Annotated in this window: 23 protein-coding genes and 1 other annotated feature; of the genes, 14 read left to right on the top strand and 9 right to left on the bottom strand. The window is 45.0% G+C overall.

Going from position 1 to position 25,561, the window contains the following annotated elements; all coding sequences use genetic code 11:
- Positions 1 to 5 precede the first annotated feature (5 nt).
- Entirely contained in the window at positions 6 to 515 is a 510-nt protein-coding gene (locus BM210_RS21445; RefSeq protein WP_091173274.1) for a TlpA family protein disulfide reductase, read from the bottom strand.
- An 88-nt stretch (positions 516 to 603) separates the two neighbouring features.
- Positions 604 to 1,413, bottom strand: a complete 810-nt coding sequence (locus tag BM210_RS21440; protein ID WP_091173272.1) for a class I SAM-dependent methyltransferase — start codon at positions 1,411 to 1,413, stop codon at positions 604 to 606.
- 305 nt (positions 1,414 to 1,718) lie between these two features.
- Between BM210_RS21440 and BM210_RS21435 the strand changes: the two genes are divergently transcribed.
- Both BM210_RS21435 and BM210_RS21430 read left to right on the top strand, forming a co-directional pair.
- Positions 1,719 to 4,295 (top strand): DNA topoisomerase 3, encoded by a 2,577-nt coding sequence (locus BM210_RS21435; protein ID WP_091173270.1) that lies wholly within the window; start codon positions 1,719 to 1,721, stop codon positions 4,293 to 4,295.
- Positions 4,296 to 4,313: 18 nt separating this feature from the next.
- The gene (locus BM210_RS21430; protein ID WP_256223887.1) at positions 4,314 to 4,724 is read left to right on the top strand and encodes a DUF4395 domain-containing protein; all 411 of its coding nucleotides are present in this window, start codon (positions 4,314 to 4,316) and stop codon (positions 4,722 to 4,724) included.
- An 88-nt stretch (positions 4,725 to 4,812) separates the two neighbouring features.
- Here the strand turns inward: BM210_RS21430 and BM210_RS21425 are convergent, their stop codons facing one another.
- From BM210_RS21425 to BM210_RS21415, 3 genes are all read right to left on the bottom strand, one after another.
- Positions 4,813 to 6,156 (bottom strand): N-acyl-D-glucosamine 2-epimerase, encoded by a 1,344-nt coding sequence (locus BM210_RS21425; protein WP_091173267.1) that lies wholly within the window; start codon positions 6,154 to 6,156, stop codon positions 4,813 to 4,815.
- A gap of 173 nt (positions 6,157 to 6,329) precedes the next feature.
- Positions 6,330 to 7,526: an MFS transporter gene (locus tag BM210_RS21420; RefSeq protein ID WP_091173265.1), complete on the bottom strand. Its 1,197-nt coding sequence runs from the start codon at positions 7,524 to 7,526 to the stop codon at positions 6,330 to 6,332.
- Positions 7,527 to 7,597: 71 nt separating this feature from the next.
- Positions 7,598 to 7,879, bottom strand: coding sequence for an ArsR/SmtB family transcription factor (locus tag BM210_RS21415; RefSeq protein ID WP_091173263.1), 282 nt, complete (start codon positions 7,877 to 7,879; stop codon positions 7,598 to 7,600).
- A gap of 279 nt (positions 7,880 to 8,158) precedes the next feature.
- Between BM210_RS21415 and BM210_RS21410 the strand changes: the two genes are divergently transcribed.
- The 9 genes from BM210_RS21410 to BM210_RS21365 all read left to right on the top strand — a co-directional run bounded on the left by BM210_RS21410 (position 8,159) and on the right by BM210_RS21365 (position 16,056).
- Positions 8,159 to 9,217 (top strand): CobW family GTP-binding protein, encoded by a 1,059-nt coding sequence (locus BM210_RS21410; protein ID WP_091173262.1) that lies wholly within the window; start codon positions 8,159 to 8,161, stop codon positions 9,215 to 9,217.
- A gap of 347 nt (positions 9,218 to 9,564) precedes the next feature.
- Positions 9,565 to 10,659 (top strand): sulfate ABC transporter substrate-binding protein, encoded by a 1,095-nt coding sequence (locus tag BM210_RS21405; RefSeq protein WP_091173259.1) that lies wholly within the window; start codon positions 9,565 to 9,567, stop codon positions 10,657 to 10,659.
- Between the two features lie 280 nt (positions 10,660 to 10,939).
- Positions 10,940 to 11,773, top strand: coding sequence for a sulfate ABC transporter permease subunit CysT (gene cysT / locus BM210_RS21395; protein ID WP_091173254.1), 834 nt, complete (start codon positions 10,940 to 10,942; stop codon positions 11,771 to 11,773).
- Positions 11,774 to 11,790: 17 nt separating this feature from the next.
- Positions 11,791 to 12,675 carry a sulfate ABC transporter permease subunit CysW gene (cysW, locus tag BM210_RS21390; protein ID WP_091173253.1) on the top strand — a complete coding sequence of 295 codons (885 nt, stop codon included), beginning with the start codon at positions 11,791 to 11,793 and terminating at the stop codon, positions 12,673 to 12,675.
- 5 nt (positions 12,676 to 12,680) lie between these two features.
- The gene (locus BM210_RS21385) at positions 12,681 to 13,742 is read left to right on the top strand and encodes a sulfate/molybdate ABC transporter ATP-binding protein (protein ID WP_091173251.1); all 1,062 of its coding nucleotides are present in this window, start codon (positions 12,681 to 12,683) and stop codon (positions 13,740 to 13,742) included.
- A gap of 116 nt (positions 13,743 to 13,858) precedes the next feature.
- Entirely contained in the window at positions 13,859 to 14,668 is an 810-nt protein-coding gene (locus tag BM210_RS21380) for an alpha/beta hydrolase family protein (RefSeq protein WP_091173249.1), read from the top strand.
- A gap of 57 nt (positions 14,669 to 14,725) precedes the next feature.
- Complete coding sequence (locus BM210_RS21375) at positions 14,726 to 14,938, top strand: YezD family protein (RefSeq protein ID WP_091173247.1); 213 nt, start codon at positions 14,726 to 14,728, stop codon at positions 14,936 to 14,938.
- Between the two features lie 120 nt (positions 14,939 to 15,058).
- Positions 15,059 to 15,640, top strand: coding sequence for an NADPH-dependent FMN reductase (ssuE, locus tag BM210_RS21370; RefSeq protein WP_091173244.1), 582 nt, complete (start codon positions 15,059 to 15,061; stop codon positions 15,638 to 15,640).
- An 89-nt stretch (positions 15,641 to 15,729) separates the two neighbouring features.
- Positions 15,730 to 16,056 (top strand): hypothetical protein, encoded by a 327-nt coding sequence (locus BM210_RS21365; protein WP_091173241.1) that lies wholly within the window; start codon positions 15,730 to 15,732, stop codon positions 16,054 to 16,056.
- An 84-nt stretch (positions 16,057 to 16,140) separates the two neighbouring features.
- Here the strand turns inward: BM210_RS21365 and trpS are convergent, their stop codons facing one another.
- The 3 genes from trpS to BM210_RS21350 form a co-directional block, all read right to left on the bottom strand.
- Complete coding sequence (gene trpS, locus BM210_RS21360) at positions 16,141 to 17,145, bottom strand: tryptophan--tRNA ligase (protein WP_091173239.1); 1,005 nt, start codon at positions 17,143 to 17,145, stop codon at positions 16,141 to 16,143.
- A 238-nt stretch (positions 17,146 to 17,383) separates the two neighbouring features.
- Positions 17,384 to 17,648 (bottom strand) — a binding site (T-box leader).
- 391 nt (positions 17,649 to 18,039) lie between these two features.
- Complete coding sequence (locus BM210_RS21355) at positions 18,040 to 19,218, bottom strand: M20 family metallopeptidase (RefSeq protein ID WP_091173237.1); 1,179 nt, start codon at positions 19,216 to 19,218, stop codon at positions 18,040 to 18,042.
- Between the two features lie 104 nt (positions 19,219 to 19,322).
- On the bottom strand, positions 19,323 to 19,514 hold the full coding sequence (locus BM210_RS21350; RefSeq protein ID WP_091173235.1) for a hypothetical protein: 192 nt from the start codon (positions 19,512 to 19,514) through the stop codon (positions 19,323 to 19,325).
- 428 nt (positions 19,515 to 19,942) lie between these two features.
- On the opposite strand from BM210_RS21350, the gene BM210_RS21345 reads away from it, so the two are divergent.
- Both BM210_RS21345 and BM210_RS21340 read left to right on the top strand, forming a co-directional pair.
- Positions 19,943 to 21,742 (top strand): stalk domain-containing protein, encoded by a 1,800-nt coding sequence (locus BM210_RS21345; protein ID WP_091173232.1) that lies wholly within the window; start codon positions 19,943 to 19,945, stop codon positions 21,740 to 21,742.
- Positions 21,743 to 21,768: 26 nt separating this feature from the next.
- Positions 21,769 to 23,562, top strand: coding sequence for a copper amine oxidase N-terminal domain-containing protein (locus BM210_RS21340; protein ID WP_143101076.1), 1,794 nt, complete (start codon positions 21,769 to 21,771; stop codon positions 23,560 to 23,562).
- Between the two features lie 70 nt (positions 23,563 to 23,632).
- On the opposite strand, the gene BM210_RS21335 is transcribed toward BM210_RS21340, so the two are convergent.
- Positions 23,633 to 24,523, bottom strand: a complete 891-nt coding sequence (locus BM210_RS21335) for a polysaccharide deacetylase family protein (RefSeq protein WP_256223885.1) — start codon at positions 24,521 to 24,523, stop codon at positions 23,633 to 23,635.
- Between the two features lie 176 nt (positions 24,524 to 24,699).
- On the opposite strand from BM210_RS21335, the gene BM210_RS21330 reads away from it, so the two are divergent.
- Complete coding sequence (locus BM210_RS21330; RefSeq protein WP_091173228.1) at positions 24,700 to 25,428, top strand: phosphonate ABC transporter ATP-binding protein; 729 nt, start codon at positions 24,700 to 24,702, stop codon at positions 25,426 to 25,428.
- The last annotated feature ends 133 nt before the right edge of the window (positions 25,429 to 25,561 follow it).

Below are 25,561 nucleotides of genomic sequence, written 5' to 3'. Positions count from 1 at the left end.
AAGTCTTAACGAAGCAATTGCGTGAATTTTTGCTCTAACAGCTTAGGGTCAGTGGTACCGAAAAGCCTATCAACGATGATTCCATTTTCGTCTACAAAATAAGTAGTGGGGATCGCAGCAATGTTGTAGGCTTCGGTAACCGCTGCTTTGGTGTCTAATAAAACAGGGAAACGAATTTCGTATTTGCCGACAAAAGCTTGCGCGTCTTCGACTCGGTCCTTGCTTGTGACATTGACAGCCAAAATCTCGATGCGATCCTTATACAGCTCGTATAATTTCGAAAATTCAGGTGCTTCAGTCTGACAAGGCTCACACCAAGAAGCCCAGAAGTTAATCAGAGCTGGCTTACCTTGCAGCGAATCCAATGAATAGGTTTGCCCATTTAATGCTGTGAGTGTGAATGCTGGAGCTTTGTAGCCTTTTTTGGGGAGCTGCTTGTTGGTGGTAGTTAGCTGCTGAATAACGGTAAGCAGTGCCAAACACAAGACGATAGCAAGCACCCATTGTTTTTTCATGTATAATTGCACCTAATTTCGCTAGATAAGATAAACAAAAGAAACACTCAACCGAAGCTAAGAAATACAGCTTGATTACATGACGAATTTATAAAAGTCTTACACCCTCAACGGCTAACATATACATCGTTAAAGCTTGGGCGTCTTGAATCATCCATTCCCGGTATTCATTTTCCGCTGTCACATAATCATGTTTAGTGATATACCCATCTCTTTCCATTTGGATGCCTCTACTTGAAGCCGTATCCGCCCAAATTCCAATGCGAGTTTGGAAATCAGGATGAGATCGCATAGTGACTTCATGATGGGGGGTTACAGTGGTGGCTTCAATGCCGGCCTTTTGAAACAGATTAGGAAGGTGATCGGCAATCGCATTGTCCATACCTGCATCAGAACGCCATTTCAAATATGCGGAATAGAAAGAAAGCATACTTGGGGGAGGCTGTGGCTCCCAGGATATCTTCTCATGATTGTAATCAGTGATCAAAATTCGCCCACCGATTTTCACGGCAGATTTCATCGTTTTTAATGCTTCAAACGGATCGGACAACCATACCAAAACACGAGCCGAGGAAACGATATCAAACGTTCCTTCATAAGGTATATTATAAATGTCCCCGGTTTCGAAAGCTATCCCCGGTATACTCCCATGAGCTTGACGTGCTTGATCGATTAGGTTCGGATTGCTATCCATTCCTACAACACGTCCATGGGGTCCTACTGCTTCTGCTATTCCACGTGTAATGGCTCCGGTTCCACAACCTACATCAAGCACTGTCATACCTTGAGTGAGTATGTCTGCAAGTCTTTTATGAGAGCTTGTTAACGATCTGGAATTCAAAACGTTGGTCAGCTTCCCGGATAATTCAGCCCGATTGTGAGCTATATTTGTGTCCATCAAATTCTCTCCTTTTGAAGTAGTGTGTTCATCTTAGCGCTCCCACTTCTATTGTTGAAATATATAATATTTATTAGCTTTATAGGTATTGACTATATGGAAGCTGGTTCAAACTAAAACACGCATTAACTAAGCAACAAAGAACTTGAGCACAATGCAGCATTGCTACCAAATAATTAGGCATGGTAAAATTGTAGGTAAAGCTGGAAACATCGATGCCTCTGAGCTTAAGGTTTACAACTGGTTTGTTTATCGGGTACGATGGGCGGAGAATGGCTTTGTGTTTGTTAGGAGTGAGAGATGATTTGAAAACGCTAATTATAGCTGAAAAGCCCGATATGGGACGCAATATTGCAGCAGCCATTGATCCGAAGGCGAAAAACTTCAGAACTTATATCGAAGGTGAGCAATACATCATTACATGGGCAATTGGGCACTTGATCGGACTGGCTGAGCCGGATTCTTATGACGTTAAGTATAAAAAATGGAATTTTAATGACCTTCCGATTATTCCAGATCACTTCAAGCTGATCCCGAATGCGAGGACGAAGGATCAATTAAAGCAGATTGGGGAGCTCGCCAAGCGAAGTGAAAAGCTGGTCAATGCGTGTGACGCGGGGCGTGAGGGTCAGCATATTTTTTCCTTGATTCAACGGCATTTGAAGCTAAAGCAGCCGGTAAAGCGACTGTGGATATCCGATTTGACACCAGAAACGATTCGTAGAGGCTTTGCGGAGCTGCGTGAGGGTGTTGAATATGAGAATTTGACCAAGGCGGCGCGGGTTCGCAGTGAAGCAGATTGGCTGATCGGGATGAATGGTTCTAGGGCATTTACAACGAAACATCAGGTGCTGTTGTCCGTTGGACGTGTGCAGACGCCGGTTTTGGCCATTTTGTATGACCGTCAAAAAGAGATCGAAGCGTTCAGCTCGAACAAGTTCTACGATGTTGAGGCTTTGTTTAAGCAAAAGGATACCGAGTATAAAGCGTTGTGGCAGGGTGAACGAATTACCGATCCCGCGAAAGCCAATGCAATTGTTGAGAAAGTTAAAGGTAAAACCGGTGTGATCGCAAGCTATGAGGTCAAGGATACGAAGGAGTATCCGTTTAAGCTGTATGATCTGACGCTGCTGCAGCGGGAGGCAAATGCAAAGCTTGGTTTTTCCGCCAAAAAAACGCTCGATACGGCTCAGGCACTTTATGAGAAGCATAAGGTGATCAGCTATCCGCGGACAAACTCCAACTATGTGACTGAAGCCAACATTCCTGAGATGTACAAGGCGCTGGACCAGCTGAAGGGAACCTCTTATGGCGAGCTTGCCGAACAGGCAGACAAACGGCTTGTACATAAAAATAATAAGAGCATCTGCAACCCGACCAAGGTAGAGGATCATCACGCCATTTTGCCAACCCACAAAAAGGCTGGCGGGTTGTCCAATGACGAACAGCAGGTATATGATTTGATCGTACGGAGATTTTTGGCGCAGTTCTACCCTCCGGCGGAGTACAAAATCCACACGGTGTTAACCGAGGTTGAACGTGAGATGTTTAAGAGTACGATCAAACAACTGCTTTCCTTGGGCTGGAAAGTCATATACGGCGATCAAAAGAAAAGCAAGCCGATGTCTCGCGGCAAGGCGGACAAGACGGACGAGGACGAAGTCCCGGAGGAGGAGATAACAACTCCGTTCAGTTTACAGGCAGCTGAAGCTGTGAAGTGTGCGAAGATTGCTGCTAAGGAAAAAGAAACCCAGCCACCAAAGGCGTATACGGAAGGAACGCTTTTGAAAGCAATGGAAGGTGCGGGGAAGCAGATCGAGGATGAGGAGCTTCGGGATGCAATGAAGGACTCAGGACTCGGAACTCCCGCTACGCGTGCTTCCGTTATTGAACGGTTGAAGCAGGTGGACTACATTCTGATGCAGGGAAAGCGGATCGTCATTACGCAAAAGGGGCGCACAGCGGTAGAGCTGATTCGCTCAGCAGGCGTGGATCTGCTGACTTCACCGGAGATGACAGGGCAATGGGAACGCAGGCTCAATGAAATTGCCCGCGGTGTAGCATCTGACGAAGTATTCATGGCGAACGTGAAGAAATTCACGAACCTGATCATTGAGAAGGTTCGTGTACAGTCGAAAGCGGCAAAGGAAGCGTTCGAGAGTGCGTCTGGCCCAGCGGCGGCAGGCGCGAAGCGAACGACTCGCACGCGCAGCAGCGACGGCGGTGCGGAGGCGAGCGGCAGCACAGCAGCGGCAGCAGGCGCGAAGCGGACGACGCGCACGCGCAGCAGCGACAGTGGTGCTGAAGCGAGCGGGAGCATAGCAGCGGCTTCAGGCGCAAAGCGGACGACGCGCACGCGGGGCGGCGATAGTGGAGCGGAGGCGAGCGGCAGCACGGCAGCGGCAGCAGGCGCGAAGCGGACAACGCGCACGCGAAGCAGCGACGGCGGAGCGGAGGCGAACGGCAGCATGGCAGCAGCGGCAGGTGCGAAGCGGACGACTCGCACGCGCGGCGGCGACGGGGGGGCGGAGGCGAGCGGCAGTACGGCAGCGGCAGCAGGCGCGTACGCGCAGCCGAGCGAAGCGCAGGCCGCCGTAGCCCGCAGCAGCATAGCGGCCTGCCCGCGCAGCGGCTGCGCAGGGCGTATCATTGCCGGCAAGCGTGGCTATGGCTGCACCGCATACAAAGCCGGCTGTAGCTTTGTACTTTGGAAGGACAGCTTAGGCGCCACGCTGTCCGAAGCCGATGCCCGCTCTTTAATCGAGCGAGGCAGTACAGCTCCAATTCTTAGAATCGATGAGAACGGCAAGCAGACGGAAGGCCGGCTTTATCTAATAAACACCAACACCGGACAGCTTGCTACAGAACAACCATATCGATAAAGCGGAGGTGAGCGGATTATGATGAAGGAAATACCGATTCCATACGTACGATCCAATCAGGTAGGTATTGTGCTGTTCGTGCTGCTGGCAATTGTTCTGCAGAAGCCAGTACTGATTATTATTTTATGGGCCCTTCAAGTGCTGCCAATGGTTCTGGGCCTTCGGGCAAACCTCTTCATACGGATGGCTAAGCCCTTTTTAGCTAACAAAATACAGGGAGCCCAAACTGAATCACAAGAGCTGCTTCGTTTTAATAACTCGATTGCAGTCTTGTTGTTATCCATTGCAGTCATTTCCTTTTGTTTCAATTGGTCTTCTATCGCAGGTTATGTGTTTGCCGGAATGGTTGGCATCGCGGCTTCCATTGCAATCTGCGGCTTTTGTGTCGGCTGCTTCTTATATTATCAATGGAAAAGCAGAACCAGATAGCTGGCTGCACATTGTCAGTGTTAGGTTGATTTAGGGTAATAAAAATACGCTCCGTTTGCAGTCAGATAGCTGCACCGGAGCGTATTTTTTATGAATAACATTCAACAACTGCCTGGCAAGGACTGGCCATTTCATTTGCGCGATTACTGGGAAACAGCCATAGCTGAGGTGTATCCTTAAGGTTAGAAACGGAAAGCAGGAAACGTTCTGTCGGAAAATGATCGCTCTGGAGCTGCACATTGCCGCCATCGACTTTAATAACCTTGATCTGTACATCCGCTCTCATGCTTCCATTTTGAATGACCTTATAGTTATCGTGTATTTTAGCTGTTGCGGGATCAATTCTTTTTTGAAATTGCAGCAGCAGTTTATCCTTGCCTTGACGCACAATCGCCTTTAGATTGGGTTTCTCATCATACATATAGGCTCCCAGATGATATTCGTAAGCTGTCCAAGTCCGATAGCCCAGGGACTTACTGTGTGCCGAAAAACTTTCCAGCCAGGAACGACTACGCCGCATAGGACGAAGCGAACCGATATCGGTCTGCACACTGAGCGGCATATCTGGATGTATGGCACGAATCCGTGCAGCAAATGGCTCGTAATGTTTAATGTAATCAGCAGGAAGCCGCCAACGCATCCAATCGGGCCAATGGGTTTGAATCACGTGAATATCAGGTTTTACAAAAGAGATCATCGCAGCGGCATCAAGTCCATGAAATTCCCGAACCTTATCCACCGAGTCAGCCCCGGCATTGACACCGAGCGACCAGGTCGCGATTAGGATTTCAGGCCGAGCCTCACGAACGCCCCCCCGACCGTTAATTAATTCATTTAAAAAACGATTTACAGTCGATACGCGAAATTCGATCCAATCTCTGTACAGAGAGGTGTTCCTTTTATAATACAAGGGTGAGCTTTTCTGTTTGAAATCAGGAATTTCACTGCCATATTGCTGCTTGAACGCGGCTCTCGCATAAGGTCCAACATCACCATATACACCGCTTGAGATCCCGTTCCATTCGGGAAAATACGGCTCCGCAATCTCCAAACCATCAAAATCATGAGCCTTCACCAAAGCCGCCATCGTCTGTTTTTTCCACTCTACGTAGCGGTAACTAAAGGGAGAAAGACGGAAATATCCATCGTTTATTGGCTTCAGCAGCGTCATCTGCCAATCTGGCCAATCCTTCGGCAAATGATCCGTAATATAGGTACCGTTCCCAAGCATTGTAGCCCAAACCATGATGCCCCGTGCCCGAAGCAGCTCTACCAGTTTGCCGTTCACCTTGTTTTCATCCGTTACAAAATAATGAACAGACCGATATCCAGCCAACTCCAGCTCATCGACAATACTTTGCTCGGAGCGGTCTTTATAGTAAGGGAACGCCGGATCGATTTGTATGGAGGGACCTTCCCATTTTCGCATCATCAATTGCCCCTTTGATTGACTATTCATGAGGATTAATGCAATTCAATCTGCTCGTTTGGACAGTACTGGGGTTCTAGTGATCGTACCCCAGCTTATTCTACAAGCTGAACGGATATGCCTGCTTCTATAATAGCGTATGAAGGAGATAATTGACAAAATGCTTAAACATTCTCTTAAGCTTCTACTTTATGCAGCGTTTGTTGCAGAGCTTTCCGTCGGGAGATGGAACGGGAGAGTCCAAGAGAGGCCGCAGCGGTACCCGCAGCTACAGCAACGCCCGCAGCTCCAAGCCAGCTGATCGACGAAAGCGATGCTTTTTCCACGATTATGCCGCCGATTCCTGCGCCTGCTGCCATAGCGAGCTGTAGTACTGAGCTGTTCAAACTTAGCATAATGCCCGATGCTTCCGGTGCAAGACTGATCAAATGATATTGCTGAGTGGGACCGGAAGACCATGCTGCGAACGACCATAGCATGAGCAGTGGGAATACAAAAGCAGGGGAATGTGCGGCTAGCGATAACAGGATAAGCGAAACGGTATGAAGAACCATTCCACTAATCAAGGTACGAGGAACCCCCCATCTATCCGTACTGTAGCCTCCGAACTTGGAACCAATCAAGCTTGCGATCCCAAAAGCGAACAACCCTATACTTACACCTTGCTCGCTCATTCCTGTTACTGTAAGCAGAAACGGAGATATATACGTATAAGCGATGGAGTAGCCGGAAATCCAGAAGAAGGTCACGGACAACGCCACAGCAATTCGGGGTTCTTTAAGCAGTGCAAGCTGCTTGCGCAGAGATACGGGTGCCTCACCTTCCGTACGTGGTATAACGTAAGCAATGATAAGAATGGCCAATAAACCGAGAACACCGATCCCTCCAAAAATCATTTTCCAATTATAGACGGAAGCAACAACCCTTCCAAGCGGAACACCAATGATTAGAGAGGTGCTAAATCCCATAACAAGCGTGGCTATTGCGCTGCCTTGTTTCTCAGGCGGAGCCAATTTGGCTGCAACTGTCAATGCGGTAACAACGAAAACTCCCGTGCTAAGTGCCAAAATAATACGAGAACCAATCAAAAAGTCAAATCCGGGAATGGCAACGGCGATAACATTTCCAATTACGAATACGCCAAGTGAGTAAAGCAGCAGCTTACGCCGTTCTACGCGGGCTGTAACGGCCATCAGAAAAGGTGTGCCAAACGCATAGGCCAGTGAAAATACGGTAATGAGCTGACCCGCCGCAGCTACGGACACTCCGCTATCTGCTGCAACCTTATCCAATATACCCGCAATAATAAACTCCGATGTTCCGACCAAAAAGCTGACAATAGCCAGCATATAAATTTTCCATGTGTTGGACATGTACATTAGGCTCCTTTCATCATTCCGATTATTTTATGTTTCTAGAAATATAGAAATAACAAGCAAAAAAATTACTCAAGCAAATAAGGGGCAAATTTCTGTGCCATTTCGCGATTTACACTGTAATATATATAAGTACCGTCCTTGCGAAGGTCCAATAAGCCGCATTCCGTCAATTGCTTCAGGTGATGAGACAGCGTGGAGCCAGCAACAGATTCGAGCTTACCCCCAATAGCGGAGCAGCATAGATTCTTTTCCTCAGTAAGCATCATAGCAATTTTGAGTCGGGTTGGCTCTCCAAGCGCTTTGTATACTTTAACTGCTTGCCGTAAGCCCGCACTATCTTCAGTCATTATAATCGCACCCTTTTTTTTGATTGTTATTTCTATATCCGTAGAAATTAAGTTAACATAACCAAATACGAATGTAAACAGAAAAATTGAGCGGATCGGAATAATCTTTGTTTTTTAAACAGTAATTATTACAAATAATTGACTTTTTAGGCAAAGGAGGCTACAATTTTAGCAGATTGTCTTCGACAATTAAGAAGATTTTTTAAAGTTAATTTTCTGTGAAAATAAAGTAGATGCTTACGAAGTGAGTTTTCTACGAAAACTCTAAGGAGACTGATCATGATAAAAACAGTACCTGTACATATACTATCCGGTTTTTTGGGAAGCGGGAAAACAACATTATTAACGCAAGCATTAGATTATTACAGGCTGAGCGGGAAGAAGCCGGCTGTATTGATGAACGAGCTCGGAGATGTGAATTTGGACGGTATGCTCGTAGATGACGAGGTGCCGATGACAGAAATGCTGAGTGGATGTATCTGCTGTACAATACGTGGGGATCTTGGGATGGAGCTGAGGGAGTTAATCAGGGATCATACACCCGACGTGATTTTCGTAGAATGTACCGGTGCCGCGAATCCAATTGAAATATTGGATGGCGTTACGGATGCCTCTTTATTAACAGAGATGGAGCTGAAATCACTCATTACGGTGGTTGATGCAGCACAGCTGCTCGAGCGGCATAGCAAAGGACATGGCAAAACTTATCGGCTGATGCAGGATCAGATTCGATGCGCTTCCGAGCTAATTTTGAATAAAACGGATTTAATCAGCTCAGCAGATCTGCTTGTTCTGGAGCAAGCTATTCGTGAGTGGAATCCGTCAGCACCAATGACGGCAACGATCCGTTGTCAGGTTGATTTAGGAATGTTTGATCGTTTGGATGGGACTTCCAAGACCCTTGCATCTGCGACCTCAGCGGCAGCTATAAGTCACGTTACGTGCAGTGACCCCACTCATGAGCACAATCATCATGAAGAGGGCTGCAGCCACCCCGCACATCAAGAGAACGATACAGTTGAGCAGACCCACCACCATTCTCACGATCATGTGATGGTTTATACGCATTATTTTCAAAAGCCCATCGACAGCGAACAATTCGAGAACCTGGTAAGCAAGCTTCCAGCTGAGATTTATAGGGCCAAAGGCATATTGCGTTTTTCGGACACCTCCAGCTTGTTTTTGTTTCAATATGCATATCGGGAGATGGATTTTGTCAAAATCACACCGAAGGAGGAGGTTCCAAGCGTAGCTGTATTCATTGGCGAGCACTTCTCCAAAACACAACTGGCAGCCGATCTAACTGCTTTGGAGAAAACGGTATCCACTGAGAATTAAGATGTCCTGAATCGTTCCATTCCATTTACATACAATATCCATATGAAACCGTATCTCTTGCAGCGCATATGCATTAGAGATATGGTTTTTTATTTATGATACAAGTCTTTTAAAATAATTTCCAAAACGCATTGACACCAAACTCTGACGATGCTAATATACTGTTTATAAAACATAGTAAACACATCGGAATTATTATATGTCTACCGGACAACCGGAGTTAAATAATCATAATTTCGAAGCAAGCCGTTCACATATACTAATAAATATTCTACATAGCGGCTGGTCTTACTATCCTTTCAAAATTCATTTATAAGATATATTTATACTCAGGGGAGAGATTAATTATGAGAATTCAATGGGGTAAGCTTACTTTAATCAGCGCTATTTCGTTATCTTTATTAGGATTGACGGCTTGCGGAGCAGCAGCTCCAACTACACCGGCAGCTTCAACACCAGCAGGGGACAACAAAACCGCTGCAGTTACACCACCACCGACACCCAAACCGCCTGTTGAAATTTTAAATGTATCCTATGATCCGACTCGTGAGCTTTACGCAGAGTACAATAAAGCATTTTCCGCATACTGGGAAAATAAAACAGGCCAAAAAGTAACCGTAAAAGCTTCACACGGCGGTTCAGGCAAGCAAGGACGTTCCGTTATTGACGGTTTGGCCGCTGATGTTGTCACCTTGGCACTCGCCTTTGACATTGATGCGATTCAAGAAGCAGGCTTGATTCAAAAGGATTGGCAAAAAAAGCTGCCTCAAAACAGCACACCATATACCTCAACAATCGTTTTCCTCGTGAAAAAGGGTAATCCCAAAGGCATCAAGGACTGGGATGATCTGATCAAGCCAGGCATAGAAGTGATTACTCCTAACCCTAAAACTTCAGGTGGCGCACGTTGGAACTATATAGCCGCTTGGGGATATGCTTACCAAAAATTTAATAAAGATGAAGCCAAAACGAAGGACTTTGTTCAAGCACTTTTCAAAAACGTACCGGTTTTGGATTCAGGAGCTCGTGATTCTACAAATACGTTTGTGCAACGGGGCATTGGTGATGTCCTGCTGGCATGGGAGAACGAAGCTTACCTTTCCATCAATGAGTTTGGTAAAGACAAATACGAAATTATTACACCATCACTGAGCGTATTGGCAGAGCCGCCGGTAGCTATTGTGGATAAAGTCGCCGACAAGAGAGGCACTCGTGAAGTATCGCAAGCATATCTGGATTACCTGTATACAGAAGAAGGCCAAAATATTGCGGCTAAAAACTACTACCGTCCTCGTTTGGAGTCTGTAGCCAAGAAATATGAAAACCAATTTACCAAAGTCAAGCTGTTCACAATTGATGATGAGCCATTTGGTGGTTGGACCAAGACTCAAGCTACACACTTCGCGGATAAAGCCATATTTGATCAAATCTACAAACCATAAGTCAAACGGCTTATACTGTGCGGTTAGCCGCATTGGTTTACCGTACATTTGGGCTAATGAAAAGCTGAGGCTTACGAAGAAAGTTTTGCAAAAGCAAAACGAAGACGATGCTTACGATGTGAGTTTTCCAAGGAAAACTAAGCTTAGGCTTACGAAGAAAGTTTTGCAACAGCAAAACGAAGATGATGCTTACGATGTGAGTTTTCCAAGGAAAACTAAGCTTATGCTTACGAAGAAAGTTTTGCAAAAGCAAAACTCTTGAGTCAGAGGAGAGGAATCCATGGCAAGTAAATGGAAAGAACGAAGTGTATTACCCGGTTTCGGGCTATCAATGGGATTTACCGTGTTGTACCTAAGCTTAATCGTATTATTCCCTTTATCTGCGATTTTTATCAAAACCTCAGGTCTGACCTGGATACAGTTTTGGCAAACCATTAGTGATGCCAGAGTGATCGCTTCTTACAAGATCAGCTTTGGGGCTTCCTTCGGGGCTGCAATTATTAATACGATTTTCGGGTTTATTGTAGCATGGGTGCTGGTCAGATATTCTTTTCCGGGAAAACGATTTGTTGATGCTCTAGTGGATCTACCGTTTGCTCTGCCCACGGCAGTAGCCGGGATTGCCCTGACGACGATTTATTCCAAGAACGGCTGGATTGGCAGTATTTTGGAACCATTAGGATTTAAGGTAGCCTATACACCCATAGGTATTATGATCGCCCTAACTTTTATCGGCATTCCGTTTGTTGTCAGAACCTTGCAGCCAGTCATTGTTGAATTACAAAAGGAAACCGAGGAAGCAGCGGTCAGCTTAGGCGCTCATCGATGGAAAACCTTTACTAGGGTGATCTTTCCAGAACTGCTGCCAGCTGCATTAACCGGATTTACATTAGCGTTTGCCCGCGCAGTCGGTGAATATGGCTCAGTCGTTTTTATCTCAGGTAACATGCCGATGAAAACAGAGATTGCCCCGCTCTTGATCATGACTAAGCTTGAGCAATATGATTATGCGGGTGCTACAGCCATTGCCCTGGTGATGCTTGTTATTTCGTTCTTTTTACTGCTTGTCATTAACTTCATCCAATGGCGGGCTAACCGCTTTAATGTAACTTAGAAGCAGGAGGAAACACCATGGCCGGATATGTGGCAACCGCAAAAGCAGGTTCGAGTACGTTGGGTAGACCCAAACATATTACAGAACCGGCGGTCGTAAAATGGGTTTTAATTAGTGTTGCTTTGCTGTTCTTGGGACTTTTACTTGTACTGCCGCTCGTTTCGGTATTCGTTGAAGCGTTTCGTAAAGGTGCTGAAGTGTATTTCAAGGCGTTGACGGACCCGGATGCGGCTTCGGCAATTCGTTTGACTTTAATGACAGCTGCAGTTGCTGTACCTTTAAATTTACTGTTCGGCCTGTCAGCAGCATGGGCAATTACCAAGTTTAATTTTAAAGGTAAAAACCTGCTAATTACGCTAATCGACTTACCTTTTGCCGTATCTCCAGTAATTTCGGGACTTATATTTGTATTATTATTTGGTGCCAAAGGCTGGTTTGGTCCGTGGCTGGATGATCATGATATTAAGATCCTCTTTGCTCTACCGGGTATAGTTCTGGCTACCGTATTTGTCACATTTCCTTTTATCGCTAGGGAGCTGCTTCCGATTATGCAGGCTCAGGGAGTACAAGAGGAAGAAGCGGCCGTTACGCTTGGAGCGAAAGGCTGGCGCATTTTTTGGAAGGTAACATTGCCTAACATCAAATGGGGATTGCTGTACGGAATTATTTTGTGTAATGCGAGGGCGATGGGGGAATTCGGTGCGGTTTCGGTCGTGTCCGGTCATATCCGGGGATCTACGAATACCATGCCGCTTCACATTCAAATTCTGTATAACGAATATAATTCTGCAGGAGCCTTCGCGATGGCCTCATTGCTATTATTATTGGCGGTCGTAACCTTGGCGGTAAAAAGCATCATTGAATGGAAATTTGATGGGACTCAGCACATAGAAGGGGAGTAGAGAGCATGCATATTGTAGCCAAACACTTGATGAAAAGCTTTGGCAGCTTTCAGGCTACCAAGGATGTCAGTTTTGAGATTGAAAAAGGCAAGTTGATTGGTTTGCTGGGACCGAGTGGAGGCGGCAAAACTACCGTTCTTCGTATGTTGGCTGGACTGGAAGATCCAGATTCTGGTGAAATATGGTTTCATGGCAAAAAAGTCAACGACATTCCTCCTCAGCAGCGCGGGATTGGCCTTGTTTTTCAAAACTATGCTTTGTTCCGGCATATGAGCGTGTATGACAATATAGCTTTTGGTTTAACGGTTCAAAAGCGCAGCAAGCAGCAAATCAAGGAACGCGTCACAGAGCTGGTTGAGCTAACAGGCCTGAAGGGTCTTGAAAAACGGCTGCCTCATCAATTATCTGGAGGTCAGCGTCAACGTGTAGCTTTTGCTAGAGCTATCGCACCGGAACCGCAATTGCTGCTGCTGGATGAGCCATTTGCCGCTATTGATGCCAAAGTTCGTAAAGAATTACGGACATGGCTGAAAAGCATGATTAACCGCTTGGGTATTACTACGATTTTTGTTACACATGATCAGGAAGAGGCAGTTGAGGTTGCCGATCAGATTATGATTATTAATCAAGGCAGATTGGAGCAAAAGGGATCTCCGATTGACATTTATCAGCATCCGCAAACTCCATTTGTCGCTGGATTCATCGGTGAGTCGAATCAGGTTAGCGATATTTACCGATTTAAAGGTTTCTACAACGTAGCAGTCAGCGATGCAAGAGCTACGATTCGACCGGAATTTGTTGAAATTGGCTTTTTAAATGAAATTACTGTTCCATCAGCAGCAGAAACCGGAATCGTCAAAAATATATATTTCCGTGGTACAAACTGGCAAGTTGAAGTAGAGGTTAACGGTCAAATTTTATTTGCTTATCGCTCTTTGGAGCTGGAAACACTGAAGCCATCTGATCCTGTGCATGTGTTAATTCATCGAGTTTATTTATTTCATGAGCAAGAGCATCTGACGGTAGAAAATGCACTTAAAACGGATCCGATGCCAGTTCATATCTAAAATAAATCGGGCTCTGAGGTTTGGTAAATGAGCAGTGAGTGGAATACTAATACAAAAAGCTGCACAAGCATTGTTTAACAAACCTCTGGAGCTTAACACAGAAAGGAAGAGCAGACATGGAACATCACATTCGGATAAGCAGTGACCAAGTAGAATTAGCAGCTACGCTGCACTACCCCCCATCAACAGGAGATAAAAACCCGATTATTATTATTGCACACGGATTTATTGGTAATCGAATTGGGGTGGATCGATTATTTTTAAAGGCCGCTCGGGAATTCAGTAAACAAGGATTTATGGTACTGCGCTTCGATTATGCAGGCTGCGGCGAAAGTACGGGTAATTATGGTTCTAGTGATGTCGACGCCATGATTGCACAAACACGACATGTCGTTGACTATGCCTTACAAATCGGCTGCGTAGATCCAACACGTGTCATTTTGCTTGGACACAGCTTGGGAGGAGCCATTGCCGTGTTAACTGCTGCGAGAGATAAGAGAATCAAGTCACTTGTATTGTGGTCGGCGGTTGCTTATCCTTTTAGTGATATTATAAAAATCACAGGTAAAAAGGTGTATGAGGATGCGGTACAATTCGGAACTGCTGATTATTTGGGTTACTCGTTTGAGCCGCAATTTTTTGAATCGTTAACGAAACATCAGCCCTTTGAACAATCGAGGAAATTTAATGGAGATGTATTGCTGGTGCATGGAACCAACGATGAAACGATTCCGGTTGATTATTGCTTCTTATACCAAAAGCTATTCTGGATGAGATCTCAAGGACAATGCGATAAAGAAGTGATTTTTCAAGCGGATCACACGTATTCGTCGAACCAATCCTATACCCAGCTCTTAGCAACGACCCAAAATTGGTTAACCTCGATTGAAAAACAAAAAAGTGATTGGCATGATTGGACAATTTAATAGGTGCGCTTCAATTCCGACTATGCACATGTTATTAATATGAGTGGAGGTTATGATATGGCAAAGCCGTTAGAAGTGGATGACATATGGACACAAAGGATACTTAACTCCGTGAATGGTTTGGAATATGGTACCGTGCAAATTGTGATTCATGATGGTCGAATTGTACAGATTGAAAGAACCGAACGCAAACGCTTTGAAGCTGAGGCCGGAGCTCGCGATCGTGATCATACCGGAGTGAACAGACAGCAGATTCGCAAAAACAGTTAATAGTAATTATAGATAATAGCATCCGTCAATTAACAACAGTAATTATTCATGAAATGAATTATGAAATCATACAACTTAGTAAAGTAATCGAGAAATCGAGCAATAAAAGGAGTGATCTTAATGGCACGTATAGCAATTATATCAGGAAGCCCTTCTGCAACTTCCCGCTTGGACGGGGTTCTGCAGCTTGTCAGCAAGGCAATTCTCGAAAAAGGTTTAGAGGTGCAGTGGGTGAATGTACGCGACCTGCCTCCTGAGGATTTATTTTATACCCGATTTGATAGCCCAGCAATTACGAATGCCAATCGGATCGTAGCCGAAGCAGATGCAGTCGTCGTGGCTTCGCCGATCTATAAAGCATCTTATACAGGTGTATTAAAAAGCTTTCTGGACCTCATACCGCAAAAAGGTCTGGATGGCAAGGTTGTACTTCCATTGGCTATAGGCGGTACAATAGCTCACCTGCTTGCAATCGATCATGCGTTCAAACCCGTAATTTCAGCACTTGGTGCGCATCATATTTTATCAGGTGCATTTATTCTGGATTCCCAGGTTATTCGTGCCGAGGATGGCAGCTTCACTTTTGTTCAAGAAATTGAAGAGAGACTTCAGAGTGTCGTACAATCGTTCATTTCTGAGACGGTATGGCGTAAAGAAAGAACGGACGTTGTAGAAACGGTTAATGAAATTCCTATAACCTAGTAGGTCTTGTCTACCTGACATCGGGAGGCTTCAAGCTGCATTTTTTGCGGAGTGAAGTCTCTATTTATTAGATTAGGAGGTGAGTGACTATGAATGATGTGATTGTCCAAGACAATTCAGAAATAGAAGTTAGTGAGTCAGAGGCTATTCATTTACCGGACATTCAGTTTGTCAACTATTGCTTTCAAACTTATGGTCTCAATCGTGGGATTTACAATACTATTGATCAGTGGTTTTATAGTATCGGTTATCGGGATATTACATCGAGACGCAGTCAAACCATCCATTTTCTGAAGGATATTCAACAGAAGCATGGGAGAGATCGGAGCAGTACCCTTCGATTTGGCAAGGGTGGATTAACCAAGCAGTTGTACGATTTTGTACATCTTCCCAAACCTGTGTTTATGTACAGCTAATACAGCAAACGAAGTCACTACCCCAAATAAGAGGATAAGCGGCCATCGAGACCAATGATGACCGCTTTTTTCAGTTTGCTTTTTTTATTGAAAGGTATTCGGTCCAAAATAGGCGATTCCCATCGCTTCGCGTACTTCCTGCATCGTTTCGCGGGCTAATACTCTTGCACGTTCAGTGCCGCTTATCAGAATTTCGTCGATTTGCTTAGGGTACTTGCTTATCGTTTCGCGCCGCTCATTCATTGGTTCAAGCAGCTTGTTAATTTGTCCTGCGATCCTGGCCTTGCATTCGGAGCAACCGATAGTTCCTTGAGAGCAATTCCTGTAAATGTCCTCAGCCTGCGGAGCATTAAAGGCTTTATGATAACTATAGATGGGGCATATATCGGGATGTCCCGGATCACTTTTGTGAATCCTCTCGGGATCGGTTGTAGCTTTCTGTATGAGCTCATTGACTTGCTGTGGACTTGAATCCAGGGATATGGCATTGCCGGAGCTTTTACCCATCTTACGGCCGCCATCGAGGCCGGATAAGCGTGGGATTGCGCCGATTAAGGCTTGAGGCTCAGGGAATACAGGTCGGTAAAGGTCGTGAAAACGGCGTATAATTTTCCTTGTTTGTTCAATATGGGGAACCTGATCCTCGCCCACAGGTATGAGCGTTGCGCGGCAAATTGCTATGTCTGCAGCTTGACTAACGGGATAGCCCAGAAAGCCATAATTCAACTGCGTATAGCCGCGTTCAGCAGCCTCCGACTTAATCGTCGGATTATGGCGCAGTGAATTAACTGTGACGAACATCGAAAAATAAACAGTCAGCTCCGCAATTTCCGGGATCATCGATTGAATAAATAGGGTAGAGCGGTTGGGATCAATACCAGCTGCTAAATAGTCCATGGCTACATTTCGCAGATTATCGCGTACGATAGCAGGATGATTGAAGTGTGTCGTCAGTGCCTGTACATCAGCCAACAAGACGAAGCACTCATAGCTGTTTTGCAATTCGACACGATTTTTCAAGCTTCCGACGTAATGACCAAGGTGAAGCTTGCCGGTAATACGATCTCCTGTTAAAATTCTCTCTTGCATTGAATTTCCTCCTAAGAGCTTTGCGAAGCAAAGCTAGCTTCGTAAGCATCAACTGAGCTTTGCGAAGCAAAGCTAGCTTCGTAAGCATCAACTGAGCTTTGCGAAGCAAAGCTAGCTTCACAAGCATGAATGTGGTTTCGAGTAAGATTACGCTTGTTTCTGTCTGCTCTGAGATACGCCAACACCAGCCATCCTCCATGGCCATCACCCCCTTTATGAAACGCAAAAAAACCTCATCGCAAAGGACGAAGTTATCGTGGTACCACCTTTATTCATCTTCGATACGGAAGATGCACTCTCAAGTACGGACAGGCTCCTCAGGAACGCTATCGATACAGCTCTCATGGTAACGGAGAGAGAATCCCGGCTTAGCCTACATTTGGAAACGTTCAGCCAAGCAACTCCGAAGTCCATTCGCGCGTCGGCCGGGGATGGTTCACACCAAACACCATCTCTCTGAAACCCAACTCCAACGGTTACTTACCCTTCATCATCGTCGATACTTTATGAAACGAAGTATACGCTGGCTCGATGGAGTCGTCAAGTACACAATTCCTAAATAGTTACAGACAAAGAAATATAGCGTTTAAACAGGAGGAAGTTCTTGATCTATTTCATTACGTGATTGGAGCTTACGTTCAACATAACGAGAGGACAATCTTGAAACCTGAGCTACCCACTAATTTTGGCTCCCCGATATAAGATAGCTTCGTCCTTTCTCAAGTACTTTTAGTGCATTAGTAACAACGGTGTTGGGTGTCAAAAATACTATATAAGATGGTGAGTATTTGTCAATTATTAACCACTCTACGTCCTACCAAGGTAGAAGACTAGCAGTTGCGGTATGCATAATTCTTCAGCAATCCCAATTCCAATATCACAAGATCGCTTGCATCAGGATTGGAACGCTTGCACATGTTTATGAAATTCGTTTCTGATCTCCTGAAGTACTATAGGATCGATCATTACATCGTAAGCAGTATTAGCCAGCGCCTTTGCGCCAAGCAGCATGCCATCGAACGCCTGACTCGTCATGGCTTGATCACGAAATTCCTCGGTGTGCAGAAGCTCACCGCCATTGGTTACTTTAATAAAGGGATGAATAGCCGGACAATGCCTGGATACGTTGCCTAAATCGATAGAGCCGTGATCCTTGCCGCTGTGAATATCCGATTCACTGATCCCCAAGTCCACCAAATTAGCAGTGAACAAATCGGATAGTGCCTCGTTCGTATTCATTTCATCATAAGAGTACTCATAATTCGACACTTTTAGTGCACAGCCAGTTTGCAATGCAGCACCTTCAGCGCAGCGTTTAATTTTTTCAACCAATTGATCGGTGTAAGGGCGATTGGAGCTTCTTATATAAAATTGAGCAGCGGCTGTCTCCGGTATGATATTAGGCGCCTTCCCGCCATCACTGATAATCCCGTGAACACGGGCGTGACTTTGCATTTGCTGTCTTGATGCATTGATCGATTGAAACAGCAGCAGCACAGCATCAAGTGCATTAATTCCCTCGTGCGGACTCGCCGCAGCATGGGCTGGTTTGCCAACAAATTCAAATTGCAGCGCGTCCATGGCTAGTGATACTCCTGATTTTTCATAGGTATGGAATGGGTGGGCCATCAGAGCAAAATCAACATCATCGAACAATCCTGCAGCAGCCATAGGAACCTTGGCACCCTTTGTTTCCTCAGCAGGCGTTCCGTACACACGTATCGTTCCACCGATTGTATCAAGAACCGATTTAAGACCGATTGCCGCTCCAAGACCCATCGTAGAGATAAGATGGTGCCCGCATGCATGACCAAGCTCTGGCAGTGCATCGTACTCGCATAAGAAGGCAACGGTAGGACCGGGAATACCGGATTGATATGTGGCAATGAAAGCAGTAGGCAAATCGAGAACAGGATTTTGGATATCAAAGCCCTGTTGTTTAAGCTCATCCATCAATCGGGCTGATGCAAGCCATTCTTCGTGCCCAAGCTCAGGGTGTTCTCCAATAAATCGGGCGACTTGAATGAGTGGTTCTTTATGAGTATCAATTGTTGTATTTATTTTTAGCTTCATTGAATTCCGCTCCTTTGCCGTTCATTTATGTTCATTATAAACAAAAAGACCTCCACGGCTCAATGTTGTGAGCTTGGGAGGTCTTTCAAATGAAAAGAAGTGTATTATTGAACTTCTTTGCGGTTCGGTTCAGTGATTAAATGATTTTCTAAAGACTTCTTAATTTTGTGCATACCCTCAATTTCAAATTGATGATTTTCACGAAAGCGAACACCTGTCAACGCAAGTGCTTCGTTTAAAGTAAGCTCTACAGAAATCGTCTGTTCTTGTCCATTGTTTTGTTGTCCATAAGTCATTGTTCATCGCTCCTCATAACCTGATTTATGAAGCTGGATTTCAGTTTGATCATATAAATTCATAGCGACAAATAGAGTGCTGGATTTGTTAGAAAGCCTTGATTTTGCTTGATTTAAATATAACATACCATGTAATGTTAAGCAAGGGCTTCAGCAAATAAAAGTCATTTATTTTCGAGGGAAAAAGCGGAAAATCAGCTTTGAAATCTAATTGTAGTAACGTGCGAATGGAGTGTTGATTTTCTAAAATAAAACGATTACATAAAAGTTGTTCACGATTTCAACACAGCGTTTTTTGTCGTTTCAAGTAGACGATCATGATTCGAACATGGTACTATGCATAGGAGATCATAGTTCGAAATTTTCAATAAATTGCTTTGTTACATAAGTTAGTAAACAAAATATTCAGAAAAAAGGAGTTACCGCACATGTTTCGAATGGTTGCTGCCGCAAAAGCAACATTACTGCTCAGTACTGTCCTTACAGTGGGATTGACTAATATATCCCCGGTCGCTGCTGTTTCTGTTTCCTCGACCCAACTTCAACTTTTTGCAGGAAAATCCGAAGCGTTCATGAATACCCAAAGAGTTACCCTGGATGAGCCGCCCGCAATGATAAACGGACAATTTTATTTACCCATTAAATGGGTTGCAGACGCACTTAGGATGCAGCTTATTTGGGACGAGCATACACAGACTGCACAAATGTTAACTTCAAAGGCATTTATTCAATTCAATCCGTCCCTTAATCAGATCCAAGTTAATGGCAAACCCATTCCTTTCAACTCGGTCGCCGAGATTCGCAATGGAAGAATGCTTGTAAATCTGACCTGGCTTGCTACTTATACGAATATGACTTATCGCTTTGATTTTGCCTCACAAAGTGCTGAACTAGCGGATTATGGAGAACCCGCATCTGCTTATAAAGAATCGACGCTTCGCAAAGACGACACACAGCAAAATTCGCGACCTATTGCCAAGTTTGCTTTTGGAAAAGCAACGTATCGATTAGGCGAGCCTATTACCTATACGGACTTGAGCTATGACCCGGATTCGGAGGGTTTGCCTGGCTACGATTGGAAGGGGAAACAGGACGTCTTTTTTAAGCCTGGCACTTACACGGTCACGCTAACGGTTAAGGATGGTAAAGGCAACGAAAGTGAGCCATTCTCACAATCCATACAAATTCTCGATATTCCTTATATTAGTGAGCAAGCGTATCCGTTCTATTTTAAACCGCTCGGCAGCTTATTATCCAAAGAGGCAGTGGCCTCCATCACTAAGCAATCATTGGTAGACCCCACATTGTCTGTATCGATAGCACAGCCTGAGAATCGGCGTTTACTCCTAGGCAGCAGCAAGAAGCCTATTATGGAAAAAGGATTTTTATTTCAGGAAAAAATTAACGGACAAGCTCGATTATACACTCAATACATAAATGGGATGAATAGCAATGCTCAGCTTGCGGTTATGATTCGTAATCAAAGTGATACACGTCCGGTGTTAGTGAGTACAACCACTGCCGCTGAATCCCAAGCGTCTGTTTACACTTCAATTCTTGGAAGTAAGACGGTTGAAAATTTTTTGGCAAATCAGTTGGATTCGGACAGTTTGACAATTAATCCCGGGGCAGCTGTTTTTTACAAAGTAAGTCCAGAGCTTGGCTTAGGGCAAGGCTTTCAAGGGATTTACGATATTAAATCAGATGGTGCTGTCGATGTATCTTATGTAATGGTCGCGCCAGGTGAACAGCCTTATCAGCTTGGTGACTACCGTAACTTACAATCCAAGGAATTGCGGCGTTCCGTATTTCCTGTTTCAGATGTTAGCTGGCAGGTAGATGCGAGATCGTTAAAGGCGCCAATTTCGTTGGGAATAGGGGACGGTTCTGTTGAACCGACACTTAAGGAAGTCATTCGGGATATGGGAGTCGAGCCTGTACAACCAGTCAGCAGCGTGAGTAATGCAGGTGCTCGTTACCGGATTAATTTGGAATTGAACGGGAAAATGGCGGTTGCCTTATATCCACGTGGTGGTTTTTTTGAAGGCGCAATTCGTGTTAATGGCAATGTCATCTCGATGCCAGGAGCTGGATTAACCTCCAACGAAGCCATACTGCTGCACCGCACATCAGGCTCAGAAAAGAAGATTGAAATTGAATTAATGACCGCGGAAAGCAATCAATTGCCTCTAGATCTCATTCTATATCCGCTTCCCGATAAGCAGTAGTATTTCATCATAAAGGAGTTCGTCAAGTGAAATCATCCCTATTAAAAAAGTGGTTCGCCGTGATGGGCACACTGATCATAGTCATTAACTGTTTGTTGCCGGATTCTGTGGTTCAGACTGCTTCTGCAGCTGACGCATCAGCGCCAGAAAGTGTGTCCCTGCTGCTGTACTATGGCAAAAACGAGGCTTTCCTCAATGGTACAAAATTTGTGATGGAAGCGCCTGTTGTTCGAATGAAAAATCGTACCTATTTGCCTGCGGCGAGTCTTCCGTCTTTGCTTGGTATTCCCGTTGAGTGGGATGCTTCTTCTGGAAGTGTGCAGGTGACAACACCTGCAGCATTTATTCAGCTTCAGCTTGCTGCCAAACAGCTTCGTGTCAATGGAAAAACAGAAGACTTTGAGCAATCGGCTATTGTGCTGAATGATCGGTTGTACGTTGAATTAAGCTGGCTAAATCGTTATATCGGCTTCAAAGCGTCTGTTAATGAACAACTACAGAGATTGGAGCTGCTGTATATTAAACGGGCTGAAGCTGGAAGCTTGTTCAATGATACAATGCCGAATACGAAACCGATAGCCAGATTCTCGGTAAACAAGAAGTCCTATCGTTTGGGTGAGCCGATTATATATACAAATACAAGCTTTGACCCAGATGGGGATGCCATCAAAAGCGTGGATTGGATAGGGAAGGCCGAAGCGATTTTTCAACCGGGTCTGTTCAAGGTGTCACTCTCCGTAACGGACAGCAGGGGTACCGTCAGTGAACCATTCTCTTATAATGTGGAAATTGTCAATGAGCTTTATCTGGATGAATTTGAATACAAAGTGTACCATGAGCCTGTAGGGACATATGTTAAAGAAGAAGAAAAGACGCTTCGCTCCTATCTACGTGGAATCCCGCAGCTTCCTAACATTGTGAAGCTTGAAAAAGATCGTCCTTTGATCGTAAGTGATAGTCCGGAAACCTTTACAGAAAAAGGGTTTTTATATCAGGAAAAAGTGAATGGCAAGGCAAGGCTGTATGCGGATCATGTGAATGGCATGAAGGAAAAGGTGCAGTTCGCGATCATCGTCCGTAATCCAAGCCCCGATAAGTCCGTAACGATCAAGACTACGCGTCATGGTGAGGTTCATCCCTCAATTTATGCCAATTTGATTGGAAACGAGGCATCGATCGAATTTTTGCAAAGCGACAGCTCACCAGAATCGATTACAGTCGCGCCTTATCAAACGATATATTACAAAAAAATGCCGGAATTTTATCCCGACCAAGGGATGAATGTGATGTATGATGTAGAAACCGATGGAGAAGTTTATTTCTCATTTGTTGCCATGGATGCAGGCGCTGGGATTGAATCTGTCGGTATGTACAAGCAACTCGATTATACAGGCAATGTCCGCGGAACCTTTGAAGGCTCTGATGTTTCCTGGGATGTCGATTTGACCGGATTAAAGAAGCCATCATCTCTGGCTATTGGAGACGGTACGTCCGATCAGTTTGTTACAGGACTGGATGCATATGTGAAGGAGCATTCATTGAATTTGGGCAACTATGGTGTCGTTTATAAAATTCATATGGATCATCCACCCAAAATGGCGCTGCTGCTTTTACCCCGTGGGGGCGTGTTTAGAGGTCCTTTCGAGATCAACGGTAGTATCGTTCAAGCACCGCCATCTGGCATCATGATGGATTATCAAGGTTATACCATACTGGCACGAACTGACGGAACAGAGCCGGCGTTGGATATTGAATTCACACCAGCTGCCGGATCTGCGTTTCCCGTGGATGTAATTTTTTATCCATTGGAAGACAAATAGACAAGTAAGGAAGCAATACAAATAAGGAGAGAGGCCAACTAACAGGCTTCTCTCTTTCAAGTTTTTGGAACTACTCTGGAATAGGGCTGTCCACCTTAACACTGTCACTGATATGAAACAGCTGAGGAATCGTGACTAACTCGATATGGGCTTCCTGCAGTTTTTCAATGATCCTTGGTAGCGCTTGTACGGTCCCTGCCAAATTTTCACCTTCACCGCCAGCTCCGTGCTGCAGGATCACAGCACCCGGTACAACATGACCGAGCACATTATCTGCCACCTGATCGGCGTTTAGTCCTTTCCAGTCTAGGGAATCCACATTCCAGTTAATAATATGGTACTTCTGGCTAGCTAACCATAAGATTTGCGGTTCGGTCACATTGCCATAAGGCGGGCGAAAGAGCTTTGGTTTGGATCCAGTAATACTGGATAGAACCTCCTCCGTACGTTGTATCTCGTCCCGAAAATTAGCATCGCTGGTTTTGGACAGATTAGGGTGGGTGTAGCTATGGCTGCCAATGATGTGTCCTTCATCATGGATGCGCCGAACGATCTCAGGATGTGCTGCAGCACGATTGCCAACAACAAAAAATGTTGCTTTCACTCCATAGCTTTTAAGTATATCCAATATCTGCACGGTAAACGTTGTATCTGGAACATCATCAAAGGTAAGTGCTGCCTGACGCAGGCTTCTTGGGCCATTGAACAAAAAGGTACTGCGATATTTGTGATGTAAATCGGCCAATGTAAGCGGCTTATTCGCTCTTTCCGTATCTTCTTTTCCTGCCAATAGGTGGGGGGTGGAGGATGTATCCTTTTGAGCACTCAGCTTTTGCTGTATGGATTGACCTGGCTGATTCGGCTGCTCCATTTGAGCTGTATTAGCTCCACATGCACCCGTCCCTAGCAGAGCTGCAGCTGCCAGCAGAGATAAACCGATTTTATAGCCTGAGCAGATCATGATAAGCCCATCCTTTCTAATTCCCATGTTGTCTTTACTTTGTGCTGTTTTGCGGTTTTTATGTATGAAAGTGGTGGGATTGGGATTCATTTTGATAATTAAAGTTTTTTTGTTGACGCAAGATGTTATATAATAAGGATTAGTGCCGGGTAACAAGGAAAGGGAGAAGAAATCGGATGATTATTGTACGTAATTTATCTAAATCATTTCCACCGAATCATCAAATATTAGATAAGCTTAGCTTTCAAGCGGACGAAGGTGAGCTTATTGCTTTAGTTGGCGGCAGCGGGAGCGGCAAAACCACGCTATTTCGCTGTTTATCCTTGAAGCTTAATTGGGACGAGGGTCAGTACATATATCAGGGGAAAGATATTTCGGGAGTGAGCGGGCTGGAGAAATTCAAGCTTCGCAAGGACTGGGCCTTTCTGGAGGAAAAACCTGATTTGAATCCGCGTAAATCTGCTTTGAAAAATGTACTTAGCGGTTTGTTTTTTCATAAAGCGTGGTGGCGTATTCTTTCAGGAACCACATCCGGCGATGATCATATGACAGCTATGGATTATTTGGATAAGGTCGGTTTACTAGATAAAGCGCATGATCCAGTTGAAAAGCTGAGCGGTGGGGAAAAGCAGCGCGTAGCGATTGCCAAAGCGTTAATCCGGGGAGCGCGAGTGATTTATGCAGATGAACCTATTTCCGGACTGGACCCCGAAGCGGCCCTGCGGGTTATGGAGGATTTAAAAGACATTTGTACGAAGGACAAGGTAACCATATTTTGCAGTCTCCATCAGGTCGAGATGGCTGAAAAATTTGGCTCGCGAATTTGGGGCTTGGCCGAAGGCAAGCTTGTTGTCGATATTGCCGGGAGAAGACTGACGCAGCGTGAAAAGAATTTGATCTTTTAAAAGGAGATTTGTTTATTCTTCAATCTCTAATGTGTAAAAGTAAGCAGCACAAACGGATTGTGGACTGTGCTTGCTTAGAATGGTTAATCGATGAAAAGGGTGGGTTTCTGTAGAAAACAGATACTCACCCTTT

Origin of the sequence: Paenibacillus sp. 1_12 (assembly GCF_900114475.1) — a bacterium.
GTDB lineage: Bacteria > Bacillota > Bacilli > Paenibacillales > NBRC-103111 > Paenibacillus_S.
Note: the sequence above shows the minus strand (reverse complement) of the source record. Positions and strands in the feature narration are given on the sequence as shown.